This window comes from Hoylesella oralis ATCC 33269 (genome assembly GCF_000185145.2).
Classification (GTDB): domain Bacteria; phylum Bacteroidota; class Bacteroidia; order Bacteroidales; family Bacteroidaceae; genus Prevotella; species Prevotella phocaeensis.
Genome location: NZ_GL833119.1, coordinates 1334039 through 1350114 on the forward strand (window position 1 = coordinate 1334039; position 16076 = coordinate 1350114).

At 41.6% G+C, this 16076-nt stretch carries 14 protein-coding genes; 3 read left to right on the forward strand and 11 right to left on the reverse strand.

The window, feature by feature from the left end:
- Positions 1 to 45: 45 nt before the first annotated feature.
- Positions 46 to 3570, reverse strand: coding sequence for a DEAD/DEAH box helicase (locus tag HMPREF0663_RS08120; RefSeq protein ID WP_004369933.1), 3525 nt, complete (start codon positions 3568 to 3570; stop codon positions 46 to 48).
- 206 nt (positions 3571 to 3776) lie between these two features.
- On the opposite strand from HMPREF0663_RS08120, the gene HMPREF0663_RS08125 reads away from it, so the two are divergent.
- Positions 3777 to 4283 carry a histidine phosphatase family protein gene (locus HMPREF0663_RS08125; protein WP_004369935.1) on the forward strand — a complete coding sequence of 169 codons (507 nt, stop codon included), beginning with the start codon at positions 3777 to 3779 and terminating at the stop codon, positions 4281 to 4283.
- A gap of 167 nt (positions 4284 to 4450) precedes the next feature.
- Here HMPREF0663_RS08125 and HMPREF0663_RS08130 read toward each other — a convergent pair whose 3' ends face one another.
- Positions 4451 to 5677: a hypothetical protein gene (locus HMPREF0663_RS08130; protein WP_004369936.1), complete on the reverse strand. Its 1227-nt coding sequence runs from the start codon at positions 5675 to 5677 to the stop codon at positions 4451 to 4453.
- Positions 5678 to 5983: 306 nt separating this feature from the next.
- Positions 5984 to 6130 (reverse strand): hypothetical protein, encoded by a 147-nt coding sequence (locus tag HMPREF0663_RS11955; protein WP_155811932.1) that lies wholly within the window; start codon positions 6128 to 6130, stop codon positions 5984 to 5986.
- Positions 6131 to 6657: 527 nt separating this feature from the next.
- On the opposite strand from HMPREF0663_RS11955, the gene HMPREF0663_RS08135 reads away from it, so the two are divergent.
- Positions 6658 to 8220, forward strand: a complete 1563-nt coding sequence (locus tag HMPREF0663_RS08135) for a capsule assembly Wzi family protein (RefSeq protein WP_004369937.1) — start codon at positions 6658 to 6660, stop codon at positions 8218 to 8220.
- Positions 8221 to 8286: 66 nt separating this feature from the next.
- Positions 8287 to 8748 (forward strand): lipocalin-like domain-containing protein, encoded by a 462-nt coding sequence (locus HMPREF0663_RS08140; RefSeq protein ID WP_004369938.1) that lies wholly within the window; start codon positions 8287 to 8289, stop codon positions 8746 to 8748.
- A 23-nt stretch (positions 8749 to 8771) separates the two neighbouring features.
- Here HMPREF0663_RS08140 and HMPREF0663_RS08145 read toward each other — a convergent pair whose 3' ends face one another.
- From HMPREF0663_RS08145 to HMPREF0663_RS08180, 8 genes are all read right to left on the reverse strand, one after another.
- A complete protein-coding gene (locus tag HMPREF0663_RS08145) occupies positions 8772 to 9347 on the reverse strand; it encodes a sugar transferase (protein WP_004369939.1) in 576 nt (191 codons plus the stop codon).
- Positions 9344 to 10450 (reverse strand): MraY family glycosyltransferase, encoded by a 1107-nt coding sequence (locus tag HMPREF0663_RS08150; protein WP_004369940.1) that lies wholly within the window; start codon positions 10448 to 10450, stop codon positions 9344 to 9346. Before HMPREF0663_RS08150 ends, HMPREF0663_RS08145 begins: the two co-directional genes overlap by 4 nt.
- Before the next feature lie 199 nt (positions 10451 to 10649).
- Positions 10650 to 11471 carry a glycosyltransferase gene (locus HMPREF0663_RS08155; protein ID WP_004369941.1) on the reverse strand — a complete coding sequence of 274 codons (822 nt, stop codon included), beginning with the start codon at positions 11469 to 11471 and terminating at the stop codon, positions 10650 to 10652.
- Positions 11455 to 12027 carry an SIS domain-containing protein gene (locus HMPREF0663_RS08160; protein ID WP_016665226.1) on the reverse strand — a complete coding sequence of 191 codons (573 nt, stop codon included), beginning with the start codon at positions 12025 to 12027 and terminating at the stop codon, positions 11455 to 11457. Before HMPREF0663_RS08160 ends, HMPREF0663_RS08155 begins: the two co-directional genes overlap by 17 nt.
- A gap of 10 nt (positions 12028 to 12037) precedes the next feature.
- Positions 12038 to 13024 carry a GHMP family kinase ATP-binding protein gene (locus HMPREF0663_RS08165; protein ID WP_004369943.1) on the reverse strand — a complete coding sequence of 329 codons (987 nt, stop codon included), beginning with the start codon at positions 13022 to 13024 and terminating at the stop codon, positions 12038 to 12040.
- 3 nt (positions 13025 to 13027) lie between these two features.
- Positions 13028 to 14278 carry a D-glycero-beta-D-manno-heptose 1,7-bisphosphate 7-phosphatase gene (gene gmhB, locus HMPREF0663_RS08170; RefSeq protein ID WP_004369944.1) on the reverse strand — a complete coding sequence of 417 codons (1251 nt, stop codon included), beginning with the start codon at positions 14276 to 14278 and terminating at the stop codon, positions 13028 to 13030.
- Positions 14275 to 15210 carry an NAD-dependent epimerase/dehydratase family protein gene (locus tag HMPREF0663_RS08175; RefSeq protein ID WP_004369945.1) on the reverse strand — a complete coding sequence of 312 codons (936 nt, stop codon included), beginning with the start codon at positions 15208 to 15210 and terminating at the stop codon, positions 14275 to 14277. Before HMPREF0663_RS08175 ends, gmhB begins: the two co-directional genes overlap by 4 nt.
- A 2-nt stretch (positions 15211 to 15212) precedes the next feature.
- Positions 15213 to 16067 (reverse strand): glycosyltransferase, encoded by an 855-nt coding sequence (locus HMPREF0663_RS08180; protein ID WP_004369946.1) that lies wholly within the window; start codon positions 16065 to 16067, stop codon positions 15213 to 15215.
- Positions 16068 to 16076: the final 9 nt, after the last annotated feature.

The window sequence follows — 16076 nt, forward strand, 5'->3', positions numbered from 1 at the left end:
TATATATATCTGCTATTTGCAGTGTGCAGAGTGCCCGCCGTTCGGTTATGTTGGTTTCGTTTCTGCTTCCTTTACGGGCGTCAGGGTAAACTCACTGCGGCAATAGACATGGGGGGCGATGTCGAAAAAGCTCTGTCTGTTGCGTATAAATGCAATGAGCTGGGCAAATGTGCGGTTATCCTGAAGCAGCAGGGCATTGCCGATAAGGATGAGATGTTCGCGGGCTCGCGTCATTGCCACGTTGAGTTTGCGGTCGATAACGGCGCCGTCTTCCTCAAACACATTGTTGCACAAGAAGTCTAACTGGTAGCGTTTGCTTACGGTAAAGCCGTAGATGATAATGTCGCGTTGGCTTCCCTGATAACGTTCCACGGTATCGATAGTGATGTCGTGCAGGCACTTTATGCCGTATCGGTCTATGGCATTGCGCACCGTGGCTATCTGGTTGCGGTAGGGAACAATAATGCCTATCGTGTGCGCCACGCTGAAATTGTGTGCATGCAGGCGGTAGGCAGCCACCGTAGTAGCGGCGATCATCTCCGCTTCTGCCTTGTTGGTCTTGTCGGATACGGCGCTTTCGTCCTCCATGGCAGGGGCGTTCAGGAAGGCTATGCGGCGAGTCAGCAGGAGCGCTTCTATGCCCTTTGCGCCTTGGAGGACGGGGGCAAGGACTCTTTCCTGATGGGGTAGAGGCACTGTCTGCAGCGCATTCCCGTAGAATGCTTGGCTGGGAAAGCGGGCGATGTCGCGATGCATGCGTCCTTGACGGGTGAGCATGTAGACTACGGAGGCATTGTTACGGTACGTTTTCAGCAGACGTTCGAACAGTGAGAGCCGGCAGTCGGTAAGATGGATGGCGTGTAGTTCGGGCTCGTCCGTGCGCGATTCTTCCGTTGTTTGCTGCACCACGGCCGGCAATTGCTTATGGTCGCCTATCATCACAAAGCGCCCTATGCTCTCTTTGCCGCCACATTGAGCGCAGAGCAGGCCGATGATATGCGGTTCGAGTATCTGCGATGCTTCGTCTATAACGGCAAGATCGAAGCGTTTCATAGTAAGCAATGCAATGTTGGCATTAAGGGCCGATGTGGTTGCACATACCACACGCGTGCGGGCAATGAGCTCTTTAACGTCGCTCACCGTATCGCATTGCTGTACTCTTTCTTCCAACAAATGCCCTCGATAGCGCTCTTCACAGTTCAAAGACGAACCTATACGGAGGAAATCAATGCCTGCCTCGCACAGTTTGCTGCATATTTCGTCGACCGCACGATTGGTGTATGCCGTCAGCAGAATGGCGGATGAGGGCGATAAGAGTTCCTCCTTGAGCACGTTGAGCAGCCCGAAAGAGGTCTTGCCCGTACCGGGTGGGCCTATTATGAGGAAGAAGTCGCGTGCCTGTTTGGCTCTTAGAACGAGTTCGTTGAACGCACCGTAATCGCCTTGCAGGGCAAGATGTGTGTCTTGTTGCGGTGCTCTTTGTGCAAGAATAAGGTCTTTTCGTGCCTGTGAAGCCGACAGAAAGGTGTGCAACCCGCGGTAGAGAGCCCCGAAAGACGACTCGAAGAAATCGTGTTCTACGGTCCATCTGTCGGTTTGCGGACGCAGGAAAGCCCGCTTATCTGTTTGCGGATGACGCAGTGCGAGGCGTATGCAGTTGGTTTGTATGTCGGTGATGGTGGCACGAAACACCATCGTTTGCCGTGCATCCGGTTCGCTGTGGATTGGGTAGGGATACAATATCACGATGTCGCCCGTGCGGAAGTTCGACATATCGGTCTGCATCTGTCGGGCAAAGAGTAACGTAACGGTGCCGACTTCCTTACCTTCCGATGCGATCGGAGCCAACGACAGATTGTCGTAGATGTTGCCTGCCTGCCGCTTTTCTTCCACGGAATCGTTCCATACGGCGGCAAAACCGGAACCCTCTTTGGTTTTGTTGCCAACCTTGGCCAGCAGGTGTTCGGTTTCTATGAATGCCATGAAGCGCAGATAATACGCTCGTTGCAGAGGCGTTGCCGTATGGATGGGCTGCAACAGAGCGTTCAGTTGCGGACGGATGTATTGCTCCCAAAGACGTCCTGAAGCATGCGATATGTTTAGATTTTCGGGCGTCAACCGCTCCAAAAGACGCATGCCGTCGGTGGTGGCATATTGCTGTTCGAGGAACACCAGTTCGTTTCGAATGCGGAAGGCCTCGAACAAAAGCCGCGGAGCATTGCCCAATTCGAGCAGACTATTGGCATACTTGGAGTAAAGAAGGAAGGTGTAAATCCTCTTAAGTGCCTTGTCTTCCTTGTTTTGTTTGCCGAAGTTGTAGTGCAACAGGGCGCGATAAAGCAGTAATTGCACGTAATGTCGTTCCTGATGTCGCGGCGTATTGGGATCGGGATCGGGCGGGAAAGCGCCCTTACCCGCCTTCTGTTCGATAAGTACCTGATAATCGGATTGCAGGAAGTCCATGCGTCCTTGTATGCCGAGCAGCTCGCAGAAGAAAGACGGCTCGAGCAAAAGACGTTGCGAATCGAAGCTGCCGACTTCCTCGGGTAGCACCTCTTTGAGCGCATGGCGTATGTTCCGTTTCTGCTGTTTGGCGTTCTCGTGGAACTGTTTGTCCAGTGTATCGCAGGCCGCCATGCCGAGTGCATTGCGTTTGAAGAAACTCTTGATGCTCTGCGCATAGGTTTTATTTTCGGAATGCACCTCCTCATCGAGCAGTTGGCCGGCGAAATTTCCCAGCAATATGGCATCGGTACTCACGCTGGGTTTTATTTTATTGAGCAGGTGGATGCGCGCATCGTGGGCATAAGTTTCGAAACAAGCGGCTACAGACGATATGTCTACCAAGTAATCAGGTTCGTAGATGAGCAATTCGGGATACACGATACCGTCATTCTCGCGCGGGTTTACTACGTTGAGTTGCGTGCCGTTGCGCAGTAAGGAGCGCAGGTAAGACCAGTCGCCCATGCCGTATTCGCTGTCGAAACGGTAGCAGAGTTTGATTTGCTCGCCGCTTTCTTCGGCAATGCCGTATATGTATTCGTCGTCCCAAGAGCCCACGGCAACTCGCAATCTGTTGCCCATGAGTCGCCGAGGGGGCACGGTTGTCAGTCTGTCTTCGGGGAAGAATTTGGCTAAGAAGGCAGGAATAGCAGTGTCGGGATAGAGTTCATGAATAAATTCGCATATTGCTTTCAGGTCGTAGCGGCAGGCTTTTCGGAGTTCGTCCGGCGCTGTCGATGCCACATTTCTTATTCTGTTTCGGGCACCGTTGATATCGATAGCGAGCTGAGACGTAATGCGGAACTCTTTTACCAAGTAATCTATCTTGGCAAACATGCCCGCAAAATGAATTTTATTGTGGCGGAGTTTGCGGTCTACAGCCAGCCGCAGCACCTGTTCGAACACATGATAAATGCGCCCGACCGGCGGTTGCGGCAGTCGTACAACCGGTCGCAATGCCTCGTAGAAATCTTTCTCGGTATCGGGAACATAGCCGTATAGCGCCTCTTCCGTGGCGGGAGAAAGTGATGTTTTGCGGCTGTTGTTTATAACAGATCGTTTTTCCATGCTGTTTATTCCGCATACAAAGATACGATAGAAAAACGAAACAGCACAAGAAAAGATTTGTTTTTGGTAACAGATTTTACTATATGTAAGCACGATAGACAGTATTTCTTTCGTGCATAGCATGGCCCCCTGTTTGCAATACACCTGCGGTATATTCCGTTTGCACAGAGTTTTTTTGTACTTTTGCAGGATAAAATATATTGGATATGACAACATTGTATTTGGTGCGCCACGGCGAAACGGTGGACAATGCAGCACAGATTTTGCAAGGACAACAGCAGGGAGAATTGAACGAGAATGGCATCAGACAGGCGGAAGAGGTGCGCGACAGGCTGGCCGATGAGGATATAGATGCTTTCGTGGCAAGCGATCTGAAGCGTTCGGTCGATACTTGCAGGATTATTGCGCAACCGCATCATAAGGATGTGGAGACTACTCCGTTGCTGCGAGAACGCGATTGGGGCGACTTTACCGGTGCGTTTATCCCTGATCTGAAAGACAAAGAGTGGCCCGAAAACGTAGAGTCGATAGAAAAACTGAAGTCGCGTGCGCAGAATTTTCTTACCTTCATTAAGGTGAACTATCCCGATAAAAAAGTGCTTGCCGTGGGGCACGGCATTATTAATAAGGCCATTCAGAGCGTTTATTTTAAACTGCCGATGAACGAAGTGCAGAAGATGACGAACGCAGAAGTGCGGATCCTAATACTTTAGAACCCGCACATTCCCAATTTAATTATAACTCTCTAATTTTGTTACCTAAAAATAATCCTTTTTTATAACTCTATAATTTCGGTCCTTCAAACAAATCTTTTACCTTGCAGAACTTACCTTTGAAGTTCTTGCCTATATGAGTTTTTACATTAAATTGCTTTGTTTTCCTATCTTCGACTGCCGAAGTGAGCGCCTCCGCTGTTCTGACTCGGGCTGGTGCTGCCGCCTCCTCCGCCGAATGAAGAGCCTCCCATGCTTCGACTACCGGAACCAAAAGAACCGGAATTGCTACGTGCTCCTCCGCCAAAAGAGCCTGTATTGCTGCGAGTGCTCGGTGAGAAAGAGCCGGAACTGCTCATACCTCCGTCGAACGAACCTCCCATGCTCCGGCTGCCGGAACCGAATGAACGGGAACCGCTGTGCGGACTTGTCTCGAACGAACCGCTGTTGCTGCGGGTACTTGGCGAGTATGAACCGCTGTTACTGCGTGAACCTGAGCCGAACGTACCCGTGCTGCGTGATGTGGAACCGAACGAAGATTCTGATGATGAGCGGGGCGAAGTGGAGCGACTCGGCGAGAATGTATTGTTGGGAGGAGATACATATCCGTTAGACAGGCTGCCGTTGCTCCTTGAACCGAAATGGCTGTAACCGCTACCGGATGTTTCGGGGCGTGTAACTGTAGAGCGTGTGCTGCTCTGACGGTTGCCGAAACTACCGTTGCCAAAAGTCGAATTGTTGCGGGTAGACGGAACACCATTGCCGAACGAACCTCTGTTCTGTCGCGGATAACTTTGGCTGCCGAATGAATTTCTGCCGCTTCCGTTGCTGCGATCTATACCGTTTCCGAACACTCTATTGCTGCCCCGTCCGTAATCTCCGCGGTTAAAACCGTCGCGCATGCCTATTCCTTCGTAGCCCGGACGCGGTCCGAAACGCCGTCCGTTGTACCAAGAACGTCCTCCGTTTACGCTCCAACTGTGGCTACCCCGGTAAACTCCGTAGAAATCAGGGCGCCCAAAGAAGAAATAGTCGCGGTGGGGATAACGTGCATAAATACCGAAGTGCCAGTAACCGCCGCTCCAATAAAGCGGACGATAGAAGTAAGTAGCGTTGATATAGGCACGATATTGCCAGTCGAGAAGTATGTAACTCAGGTCGATATTGCGCTGCTGCCAGTAAGCACCGTACAGATCGCTGTAGTCGCTGATACTCATCAGATAGTCGAGGTTGATCTCGTAAGCCGCCTCGTATTGGTCATCGGTCAGATTAAGCTCATAAGCCATCTTGTCTGTAAGGAACAAAGCTTGCTGACGGGCCTGCTCATAACTCATGGCGCTTGCCGAAACTGTTATGGTCAACAGTGCTGTAAGGGCTAATATAAACTTTTTCATAATCGTATATTTTTACTTGTTGATATTCTCTTTGTGAGTGATTTAACTGCTGTAGTTTCTTCATCTTCACGCTGCAAAGAAACGAAGAATAGTTTGAACTTGGAAAGGATTTTCCCTAAACTGCAGGGGAAAATCCCTAAAGGTTCTTTTCTCTATTTCTCAGCTTTGTAGTGCCTTCTGTTTCGAGGTTTTGGTGTCATGCGGTTCGAATTATTGCTGTAAAGATAACAACAGTTTGTTCTTTTGTCGCTATATATCGATCATAGTTCTTTATGTTGTATTGTTTATCGTTGTTAGAGGTGTCGTTTAGGGGCGATAGGCATTAGGGGTGAAGAAGGTAGAGCATACTCCTGTAGTGCTTGTGGAAGGGGGATTTCTGCTTCGATAGTTTGCTGTGAATAGACGAAGAGTTAAAGACGGGATGTAAATTCCGAGAGTCTTCCACTGTTCCATCGTCTGTTTGTTGATTTCATTTTTACAAACTGTGAAAAGAAGAAATCGGTGACGATCGAATGATTTTCTTTCTTCGACGAAGTTATTTTCTATCTATTATCTTCTGTCTTATTATCTTTCCTATCTTCTATATATAGGAACAGGTGCTGATTTTTAATAAATTATAAGCGCAAAGTTGCAACTAAATTACAACTAAGTTGAACGATCAAGAATTGTTAACATAACTTTTGTGCAACTTTCTTCTTGTTTTTTCTCTGTGTTTTTGTAATAATTCAGTCGTATTTTCAGGGGTGTTATTTATCGGAAACATAGAGTTTTTTATGATTATAATTTGATAAATGATGTGTTTCATATAGAGGAAGGTTAATATTATATTATAATCTTTCTGCTATATACATGAAATTTTGCGCAATATAAAGAATATATCAGCGTTATTACAGACAATGGGCAGCTGTTACGAAAGGGGCGGCCATTGGTTGGAAAAATAAACAGTAAGTTACCACTATTTGAAAGATAAGAATAGAATAATGAAAAAACTCATCACGTTGTCCTTGGCATTTGTCGCCACAACCACGGTCTTTGCACAAGCATGGACAGACGTAGATCATGCCGAAAAGCTCGATCCGATAAAGGAAATCGGCTATCGGGTAGAGATACAGGGATCGTTTTCCGATGGGAAGACGCCTTTGTGGCTCAATGCCAACAAGTATGGACTGAGTTCGTTGGATAAAACTAACGGATATGTGCGCGGCGCCATTATTAGACAAATCAATACGGATTCGGCCCGACGATGGGGCATCGGCTACGGTATAGACGTGGCGGTGCCGTTACATTATACAAGTAAATTTGTGGTACAGCAGGCCTTTGTGGAGGCTCGATGGCTCCATGGTGTGTTGAGTTTGGGTAGTAAAGAATATCCCATGCAGCTGAAGAATAATCTTCTGAGCAGTGGTTCGCAGACTTTAGGCATTAATGCACGACCGGTACCGCAGGTGCGTTTGGCTCTGCCGGATTATTGGCGACTTCCTTTCGGCAAGGGGTGGCTCCATTTAAAAGGTCACATTGCTTACGGTATGATGACCGATGATAACTGGCAACACGACTTCACGGCGAAACAGCACCGCTATGCCGACAACGTGCTCTACCATAGTAAGGCCGGTTATCTTATGATCGGAAATCCCGATAGATTTATGCCTATGTCGTTGGAGTTGGGCTTGGAAATGGCATGTACTTTCGGTGGAGAGGCTCATTTGGTGAATGGTACGAAAGACCGGATTATAAAGGGAGGAACGAGTTTTAAGGACTTTTGGCATGCATTCTTACCGGGTGGGCAGGACGAAACGGATGGATTATACGGCAATATCGCCGGAAACCAGCTGGGAAGTTGGGTGATGAGGCTGAATTATGATGCTGATACATGGGCTGCACACGTTTATGCCGACCATTATTTCGAAGATCACAGCCAGATGTTTATGGTAGATTACAATGGTTATGGTACGGGCGAGGAGTGGAATGTGAAAAAGAAAAGGCGTTTCTTTCTGTATAATTTGAAAGATATCATGCTCGGTACGGAGATTAATCTGAAGTATGGATCGTGGCTGCGAGATATTGTTTTCGAGTATATTTATACCAAATATCAAAGCGGTCCGTATAACCACGACCGCACGAAGAACATTCCCGACCACATCGCGGGTATGGACAATTATTACAATCATGGCAATTATACCGGCTGGCAGCATTGGGGGCAGGTGTTAGGAAATCCGCTCTATCGGTCGCCTATCTATAATGAAGACGGGACAATTCGAGTGAGCAACAATCGTTTTATAGCGTTCCATGCCGGTGTAGACGGCAATCCGACGGAACATATCGGCTATCGCATGCTTGCTACCTATCAGAAAGGGTGGGGCACTTATTATGATCCTTATACGAAAGTGCACCACAATGTGAGTTTTCTTTTAGAGGCATCTTACCGTTTCAAGCATGATTGGAGGGTAAAAGGTGCTTATGCTATGGACTTCGGAGGAATACTCGGACGCAATACGGGGTTTCAGCTTACGTTGTCGAAAAGCGGGTTTTTCGGAATCAGATGATGCCCCTATCGCCCGTACACATACTTTACAAGCATATTAAATGTACTCTATAAAGAATATATACGAATGAAATATACAGAGAAAAATTTTATTGTAGCAGCGGTGTTTGCGGCAATGTTCGCAAGTTGTACTATCGAAACGAGTAGGAATGGCAAACTTGATGGCTTCTGGCATCTTGTGCGTATAGATACTTTAGATACCGGAAAAAGCAGGGATCTGTCGCGGCAACGCATCTTCTGGGGTGTGCAGTATAAGCTAATTAATGTGAAAGATGCCGACCGCAACGAACAAGGATATTATTTGCGCTTCGAGCGGGTGAAAGACAGCTTGTTCGTACACACCCCTTATGCCAACCATTTACATCAGGATCAGGGAGCGGATGGCGGAGATATTCCCATAGATGATGCCAAGTTATTGGCGCCTTTTGGCATTAATCGCTTAGAGGAACATTTTAAAACAGAGGCATTAGATGGAAGCAAAATGATACTTAAATCTTCCCGATTGCGGTTGTATTTCGATAGTTTCTGACGGAAGCGCAGGTGTTTCTTCTTTTAGAAAATCTTGCCGAAAGCGATATTGATGAAAGTTTTGACCAGTATTTTAGTGTCGAACCACCATGAGCGGTGTTCCAGATAATACAGGTCGAGTTCCAGTCGGTGCAGCATTTTCTCCATCGTGTCGGTATATCCGTTGTAGAGAGTGGCGTAAGACGTTACGCCCGGACGTATCTGGTAAAGGAAAGTGTAGCGCGGATCGTGCTTCATAATTTGGTCGATATAGAACTTTCGTTCGGGCCTCGGGCCGATGAAAGCCATATCTCCTTTGATGACATTCCACAATTGCGGCAGTTCATCAAGATGGTGTAATCGCAGAAAACGCCCGATGCGCGTGAGACGAGTGTCTTTATCTTTTTCGTGTAATTGCGGCTCTCCATATTCTTCTGCATCTATTCGCATACTTCTGAATTTATAAATTAAAAAGGTTTTCCCATATCTTCCAATCCTTTCTTGGCTATAGATAATTGGAAATCCATCTTCTATGCAAATGGCAAGAGCACAAAGAAAGAATAATGGACAAAACACAATTAAGCACAAGATGGCAATGATACAGTCGATAAATCTTTTCATATAATTTCTTTTTTCCTTCTTTTACCGATGTAATAGTTAAGTATAAGATGAAAAAGAGTGTAAATAAAAATATCAAGTAAGAAGATTATGGTAAATCCTAATTTGGGATATAGTAATATATTAATTACGACAAAAGCTATATCGATAATAAGAATTATGATGAGTGTGTTATGCATGGAAATCCCTATCCTCATGAGTTTATGGTGAATATGATTTTTATCGGCATCGAAAATTGGGCGATGATTACGTATGCGATACAGTATAATTCTTACAACATCGAATGTTGGAATTATTAATAGCGAGTAGCCTATAGGCATGCGACTAAGGTAGAAATGCATCACGTTCGGATTATCCATGGAGTATTTAATGAAAAGGACACTAAGGATAAATCCGAGAGTTAAACTTCCGCTATCTCCCATAAAAATCTTTCTGTTGTTCTCTACTTTGCCAAATAGATTAAAGTATAGATATGGAATAAGAACCCCTATCATGCCGGCAATCATAATGCAGTAAACTTCTAAACCTTCGGTGTAAAATCCTATCATAAATCCTATTAATGCAATGATAGAGATACTTGCACATAATCCGTCAATACCATCTATTAGATTCATGGCATTGTCTATAAAGACAATAATAAAAACGGTAAGAGGAACACCTACCCAAAAAGGTATGTCGTGTATTCCGAATAGTCCATATAAATTGTTGATATATAAACCGGATAGTGGTATTATGGTTGCAGCTATAGATTGGACTGTAAATTTTATACTTGCATTCAGGCCGATAAGATCGTCGATAAGGCCAACTATATAGATAATGAACAGACTGATGAGAAAATACAATGACCAAAGATTAATTTGTGTATTGTGTCCATCACTATTTTTGTTAAGGACAAATAGAGCAATAATAACAGCAATAAGCATACTGGGCATAAAAGATATTCCTCCTAAACGCGGAACAGGTATTTTATGCATTTTGCGGGAGTTGGGGGCATCGTAAAGTTTCTCTTTCTTACAATAATTAAGAATGAGAGGAATTGATAGAAAACCGCATATCATGCTAAGTAAAAGGGCACCAATAATAATTATTATGTCTATGTTCGTCATACGCGCCGACTTGTATATTCTTCTTTTATAATTTAAACATAATTTTACTGGAAATATTGTATATACTGATCAATAGTATGTATAGAAAATAATTGTTATCCAATAAACCTCATAAACGATAATATTTTCGCTTATCTAATTATCCGTATCCTTATTCTTTAAAGGACATGGTTACATGATTGCCATCAATTATTAGATCTTAGGATATTTTGTTATTCTCCTTTCTGTAGTATCTTGCAACAAAAGTATTTGGAATATGTTTGTATGTCCAAGAAATAACGAAAGAGGCAATACTAAAAAAAGGTTTTCGTAATATGAATTTTTTCCGTGCTTTATGATTGAAAATCCACTGTTCTCTATTACGTTTCTCCTGCAAATCGTTTGGAACTCGATAGTTTAAAAGTTTATCTTTTAGATTGCCAAATTTATATCCATGTTTGTATAGGCGTATGAAAAAGTCTATATCTTCAGCTTTTTTATAAAAAGGATTATAAAAGAAACCTGTATCAATTATTTTACGGCGGAACATGATTGTCGGATGTGCAAATGGGGAACGGAAAACAAACATGATTTGGATGCTTAGAGATGAGGTGGGATAGTACCTTTCTGATATAATTTTGTCATTTCCGTCAATGATATTTATACTTCCTCCAAACACATCGATGGTTGGATTATTTAATGCATAATTTACTTGTTTGGTAATTCTATCAGGTAGTGCCACATCATCTCCATCCATTCTTGCTATCAAAGAGCCCTTTGCTTCTCTTAAGGCATAATTTAAGGCAGGTACAAATCCCATCTTATTGCCTTTACGTATAATTTTTACGCGATTATTCTCGTTTGCAATAGAATTTATAACCTCTATCGTTTCAATATTAGTACTATCATCAGCAATAAGTAGTTCTATATTTGAGTAATCTTGATTTAGAATACTATGTATGGATTTCTTTATGAGCAAAGTTGGCTCATTATAAGTTGCCATAATTATTGATACAAGCGGATAGTTATCTGTTTTCGCCATTTTTACATAGAATATTCATCATACAATGATCAAGCATTATGTGGAGGTCTTCCGATATTTGCATATCTTTAACAGGTATATGAACGTTATATTGACAGATTTTTTTGATAATGCCCCCGTCATATCCGGTAATACCAATGGATATGCCATTGTGTTCATTTGCGTATTGAAGTGCTTTAATTACGTTAGAAGAATTTCCGGAACCGCTGATACCTATAACATAATCTCCTTCTTTAAAAAGATTACGAAGTGGACCAACAAATATTTCTTCCCAACTATAATCGTTAGCATAGGCCATCATAGACGGAATATTGTCACTTAGACATATAAATCGGAACTTGCTTTTCTGATTATTGGATATGCCTTTATTAAAATCACAACAGTAGTGTGAAGCTGTTGCAGCAGAGCCTCCATTACCGCAAATAAAAACGAAATGCTGTTCATCACGGGCTTTATTCAATAAATTGAGTAACGTGTTAATATCATCTTTTGAAATCTGATCTATAATCTCTTTTTCCCGTTCAAAATATGCCGTTATATCTTTTCTATAATCCATATTTTTATATTTAAATGAATTTATCACCAACGTAGATGACCTGCGAACCGAAATTATCAAAACCGAAAGTTATTTCTTCGAAATCGGTCATGCATTTTCGGAAAGAGTCTTGTTTTTCCTTAGGGCAGTAAAATAATATAAATCCAGCTCCACCTGCGCCAAGAAGTTTTCCTCCCAAAGCTCCTGCCTCAATACCTTTGTTATAGATGTGATCAATATTGTTATTGGATATTCCCGATACAAGTGAACGCTTGAGTTTCCATCCCTCATCCAATATTCTTCCAAAGTCGTCTATCTGATCTTCTTGAATCGATTTGCGTAAATCATCTGCCAAAATAACCATTCTCTTTTGAATTTGAAATTTCTCTTGTGCATCGATTGCTTTAGATTGACTTTTGAGAATATCATTAGCAGAATGTTCACCACCAATATATATAAGAACAAGATTCTCTTCTAATTGCTTTTTAGTGGTTGATTTCATTAAGACTTTTTCGACTTTCACCGTGTCATCGGGATAGAATATGATATAGTTCATTCCTCCATATGCTGCAGCATATTGGTCTTGTTTGCCTATGGGGCTCCCTATTTTTGTGATTTCTGTTTCGCAGGCAAGGGAGGCTAACTTGTCTGCACTGGAATACTTGCCAAGATATGCTCTTACAGCATTAAGTAGACCTACAGTAAAAGAACTGCTGGATCCCATCCCCGTTCCGGCTGGAATATCTGCAATGGAATTTATATCGACGCCTACAAGATTATACATGCTGAGTACCTCCCTGAAGATAGGGTGTTGGATATCTTTTATCTGTCCAACGAGCTCTGTCTTTGAATATTTAAGTTGGATTTTATTTTTATTGAAAAAAGGATGAATAACTAAATACATATATTTGTCAATAGTTGTACTTAGTACCGCTCCTTGCTCTTTATGAAAGAAAGCAGGTAAATCAGAACCACCGCCGGCAAAGGATATTCTAAAAGGTGTCTTTGTTATGATCATTTTCTAAATTTCTTTTTTCAATGCTGTCAAAAGAGCACCGGGGATATTAGTCGGAATTAAGATTGAGCGCTTTACATGTGCATTAGTTCCTGCAGAAATATCACTTTCTCTATCTCCAATCATAATAGATTCTGCCAAGTTGATATTTAATTCTTTTGCAGCTTTTAGAAGAAGCCCAGGAGCAGGTTTGCGACATTCACATTGAATTTTATATTCTTTTCGTTCTTCTGGATAACCACTGTCCGGGTGATGTGGACAGAAGTATAGAGCATCAATATATGTATGCTTTTTACCTAATAACGTTTCCATTTTTGCATTTATTGTGTCAAGTTCATTGAAAGTACAAAGATTTCTTGCAATGACAGATTGATTAGTGACTATAATAGCAAGATAACCTTTTTGATGAATATAGTTAAGCCCTTTTTCTACTTGTTCTATAAGTTCCATTTTATCAAGTGTGAAGACTAAACCATTGTCAATATTGAGCACACCATCTCTATCAAGAAATACAGCTTTACGTTTATGGTCCATATTCAATGCCTGTACTCTTCCAGTTTCCCAATCATGGCATACGGCATAATAACGCTTTGGGGTTCCCATATCTTTTACATATTCAGAAGAGACATATCCATAAAGTTTCATGTTTTTTTTTATACATTTTGGAAAAATATCCTTTTCTATATGAGTCTTTTTCCCGCGTTCTATGAGATTGATAATTTTTTTATTAAAAATGAAAAGTGCAGCATTAACGATATTATGACTAATAAAATTCTTAGAATGGGGTTTATGTGCAAAGTTCTTAATGCGATTATCCTTACCAAGGATAACTATATCTGAATCGAAAGGATGATCGTTGGGATGCACAAATAGAGTTGCGTCGGCATGATGTGAAAAATGGTAATCCAGCATTCGATTCATATCGATATCCATAATAGTATCACCGTAGAAAATAAAGAAATCGTTTGACAATAAATCTTTTATTTCTGCTAATGCTCCTGCTGTACCTAAAGGTCTATTTTCATGATAGTAATCTATATGGATATTCCATTTGCTACCATCACCAAAATATTCCTGTATCTGATTTCCCAAATAACCAATTAGAAAAATAAATTCAGAATAACCATACTTTTTGGCCATTTCTATTTGACGTTCTAATACAGGTTTTCCACATACAGGAATCATGGCTTTCGGTATTTCTTTATTGACAGATGCTATACGAGTACCTTGTCCGCCAGCTATAATAATGACTTTCATTTGCCTAAACCTTTTTGAATAGCTATTCTGACAGCCTCATTGGAAGTCTTAGGATTCTCCCATCCTAAAGCATTGACTTTAGAAACATCATATCTGAATTCTGGAACATCGCCTGTCCACCCACGGTCTCCGCCAGTGTATTTTATTGTAGCATTCAATCCCATTTCCTCAATAACCATCGCAGCTATTTCTTTGACTTTAGTACGACTTTCAGAGCCAAGATTGTAAACGTTGTATCCTTTATTAGAATGATGGATAATGAACTGAATGCCATCTATAAGATCCCTAACGTAAATGTATGGTTTACATTGTTCTCCATTTCCTAGAACTTCGAGTTCATTTGGATTATTGTGGAGTTTTTTTATAAAGTCGAATATCACGCCATGTGTAAATCTTTCACCGACAACGTTTGGAAAACGAGCAATCCATGTTTGAATATTATAAGTATTACTGAAAGCACTGATAAATGCTTCACTTGCTAGTTTCCCAGCACCATAATTGGAAACAGGATTCAGTGGACCGAAATTCTCATCTAATTTACCTGTAGTTTCACCAAATATGGCCGAAGTGGAGGCAAAAAAAAGTTTTTTTACTTTAAACTCTTTCATGAGTAAAAGCAGATGGAAAGTTGTATTAAAGGTAAGATTATAATCAACAAGAGGATCATCCCCTCCTTTTTGGATATCAGAATTTGCAGCAAGATGATAAACCATGTCAAATTCATATTCTTTAAATATATGTCGCATTGTCTCTGTATGGAGAATGTCAACTTTAAAGAATTTGAAGTTTTTATCTTTTAATAGATGAATAATATTTTCTTTTTTTCCTAATACGAGATTATCTATGGCTATAATCATATTATCCTCAGATATGAGTCTGTCACATAGATGAGAACCTATAAATCCCGCTCCTCCGGTGATTAGTATTTTCATTATTATTTGGTTTTAATTCCTTTGTTTATGCCTAATAAAATATTTATTAAATTTTTGAATCTTGGGGTTACAAATATTGGATAATAAAATAATTTAATGATATATTTTCCACCATTGTAAAGTAACCATTTTTTAGGTACATATTTTTTTTTAAAAAGCCATAAATAATTTCTATATTGATAAAATAGCCTATTAGAAGAACCGATAGATATTGACCTCTTTCCAATTTTTCTGCTTGATTTGCCTAATTTATGATAAATAATAACTTCTCTGTCTTGGTAGAAATGAACATCTTTTTTGCTTGTTGCTCGCCAGCACCATTCACAATCAACATCATCTATAAAAAGTGATTCGCACATCAGACCAACCTCCTCAAAAAGTTTTGCAGGAATTAGTGATATAGAATTCATTAAATAGGTTAGTTGATAAACTTTGAAGTGAGAAATTCTCCTAATAAGATTTGGATAGGTTGAAATTGGTCTGCCAGTTAAAAGATCAAATGCAGAAGAGCCGATGCCACCAATTTCATTATCCCATTCTTTAAGTAATAAATACTTGTTAGTAAGTGCCTTTATAGCATTGTCGGGAATAGAACTATCAGGATCGGCAAAGGCGATAAGATCGGGTTTTTCCGCCAGTGCATACTTCAATCCTATATTTTGGGCAGTAGCGATACCAAGATTCTTATGCTGTGGTAAATATATGACATTTTCCCATTTACAGAATCTCTCTTCATATGAATTTGCAGAATTGTCAATTAAGTAGATTCTGTCTACCTGTTTAGAAAGTTTTGTGATATTATTTTCTGCTTCTTGGGTATTGTCGTTGTATAGTACTACAATAGCTATCGTTGCCATAAATATCTT

Coding starts and splice junctions, on each gene's coding strand:
- HMPREF0663_RS08140 (WP_004369938.1), top strand. CDS start 8,287: ATGAAATATACAGAGAAAAATTTTATTGTAGCAGCGGTGTTTGCGGCA.
- HMPREF0663_RS08150 (WP_004369940.1), bottom strand. CDS start 10,450: ATGACGAACATAGACATAATAATTATTATTGGTGCCCTTTTACTTAGC.
- HMPREF0663_RS11955 (WP_155811932.1), bottom strand. CDS start 6,130: ATGGAACAGTGGAAGACTCTCGGAATTTACATCCCGTCTTTAACTCTT.
- HMPREF0663_RS08125 (WP_004369935.1), top strand. CDS start 3,777: ATGACAACATTGTATTTGGTGCGCCACGGCGAAACGGTGGACAATGCA.
- HMPREF0663_RS08160 (WP_016665226.1), bottom strand. CDS start 12,027: ATGGATTATAGAAAAGATATAACGGCATATTTTGAACGGGAAAAAGAG.
- HMPREF0663_RS08165 (WP_004369943.1), bottom strand. CDS start 13,024: ATGATCATAACAAAGACACCTTTTAGAATATCCTTTGCCGGCGGTGGT.
- HMPREF0663_RS08155 (WP_004369941.1), bottom strand. CDS start 11,471: ATGGCGAAAACAGATAACTATCCGCTTGTATCAATAATTATGGCAACT.
- HMPREF0663_RS08145 (WP_004369939.1), bottom strand. CDS start 9,347: ATGAAAAGATTTATCGACTGTATCATTGCCATCTTGTGCTTAATTGTG.
- gmhB (WP_004369944.1), bottom strand. CDS start 14,278: ATGAAAGTCATTATTATAGCTGGCGGACAAGGTACTCGTATAGCATCT.
- HMPREF0663_RS08120 (WP_004369933.1), bottom strand. CDS start 3,570: ATGGAAAAACGATCTGTTATAAACAACAGCCGCAAAACATCACTTTCT.
- HMPREF0663_RS08180 (WP_004369946.1), bottom strand. CDS start 16,067: ATGGCAACGATAGCTATTGTAGTACTATACAACGACAATACCCAAGAA.
- HMPREF0663_RS08135 (WP_004369937.1), top strand. CDS start 6,658: ATGAAAAAACTCATCACGTTGTCCTTGGCATTTGTCGCCACAACCACG.
- HMPREF0663_RS08175 (WP_004369945.1), bottom strand. CDS start 15,210: ATGAAAATACTAATCACCGGAGGAGCGGGATTTATAGGTTCTCATCTA.
- HMPREF0663_RS08130 (WP_004369936.1), bottom strand. CDS start 5,677: ATGAAAAAGTTTATATTAGCCCTTACAGCACTGTTGACCATAACAGTT.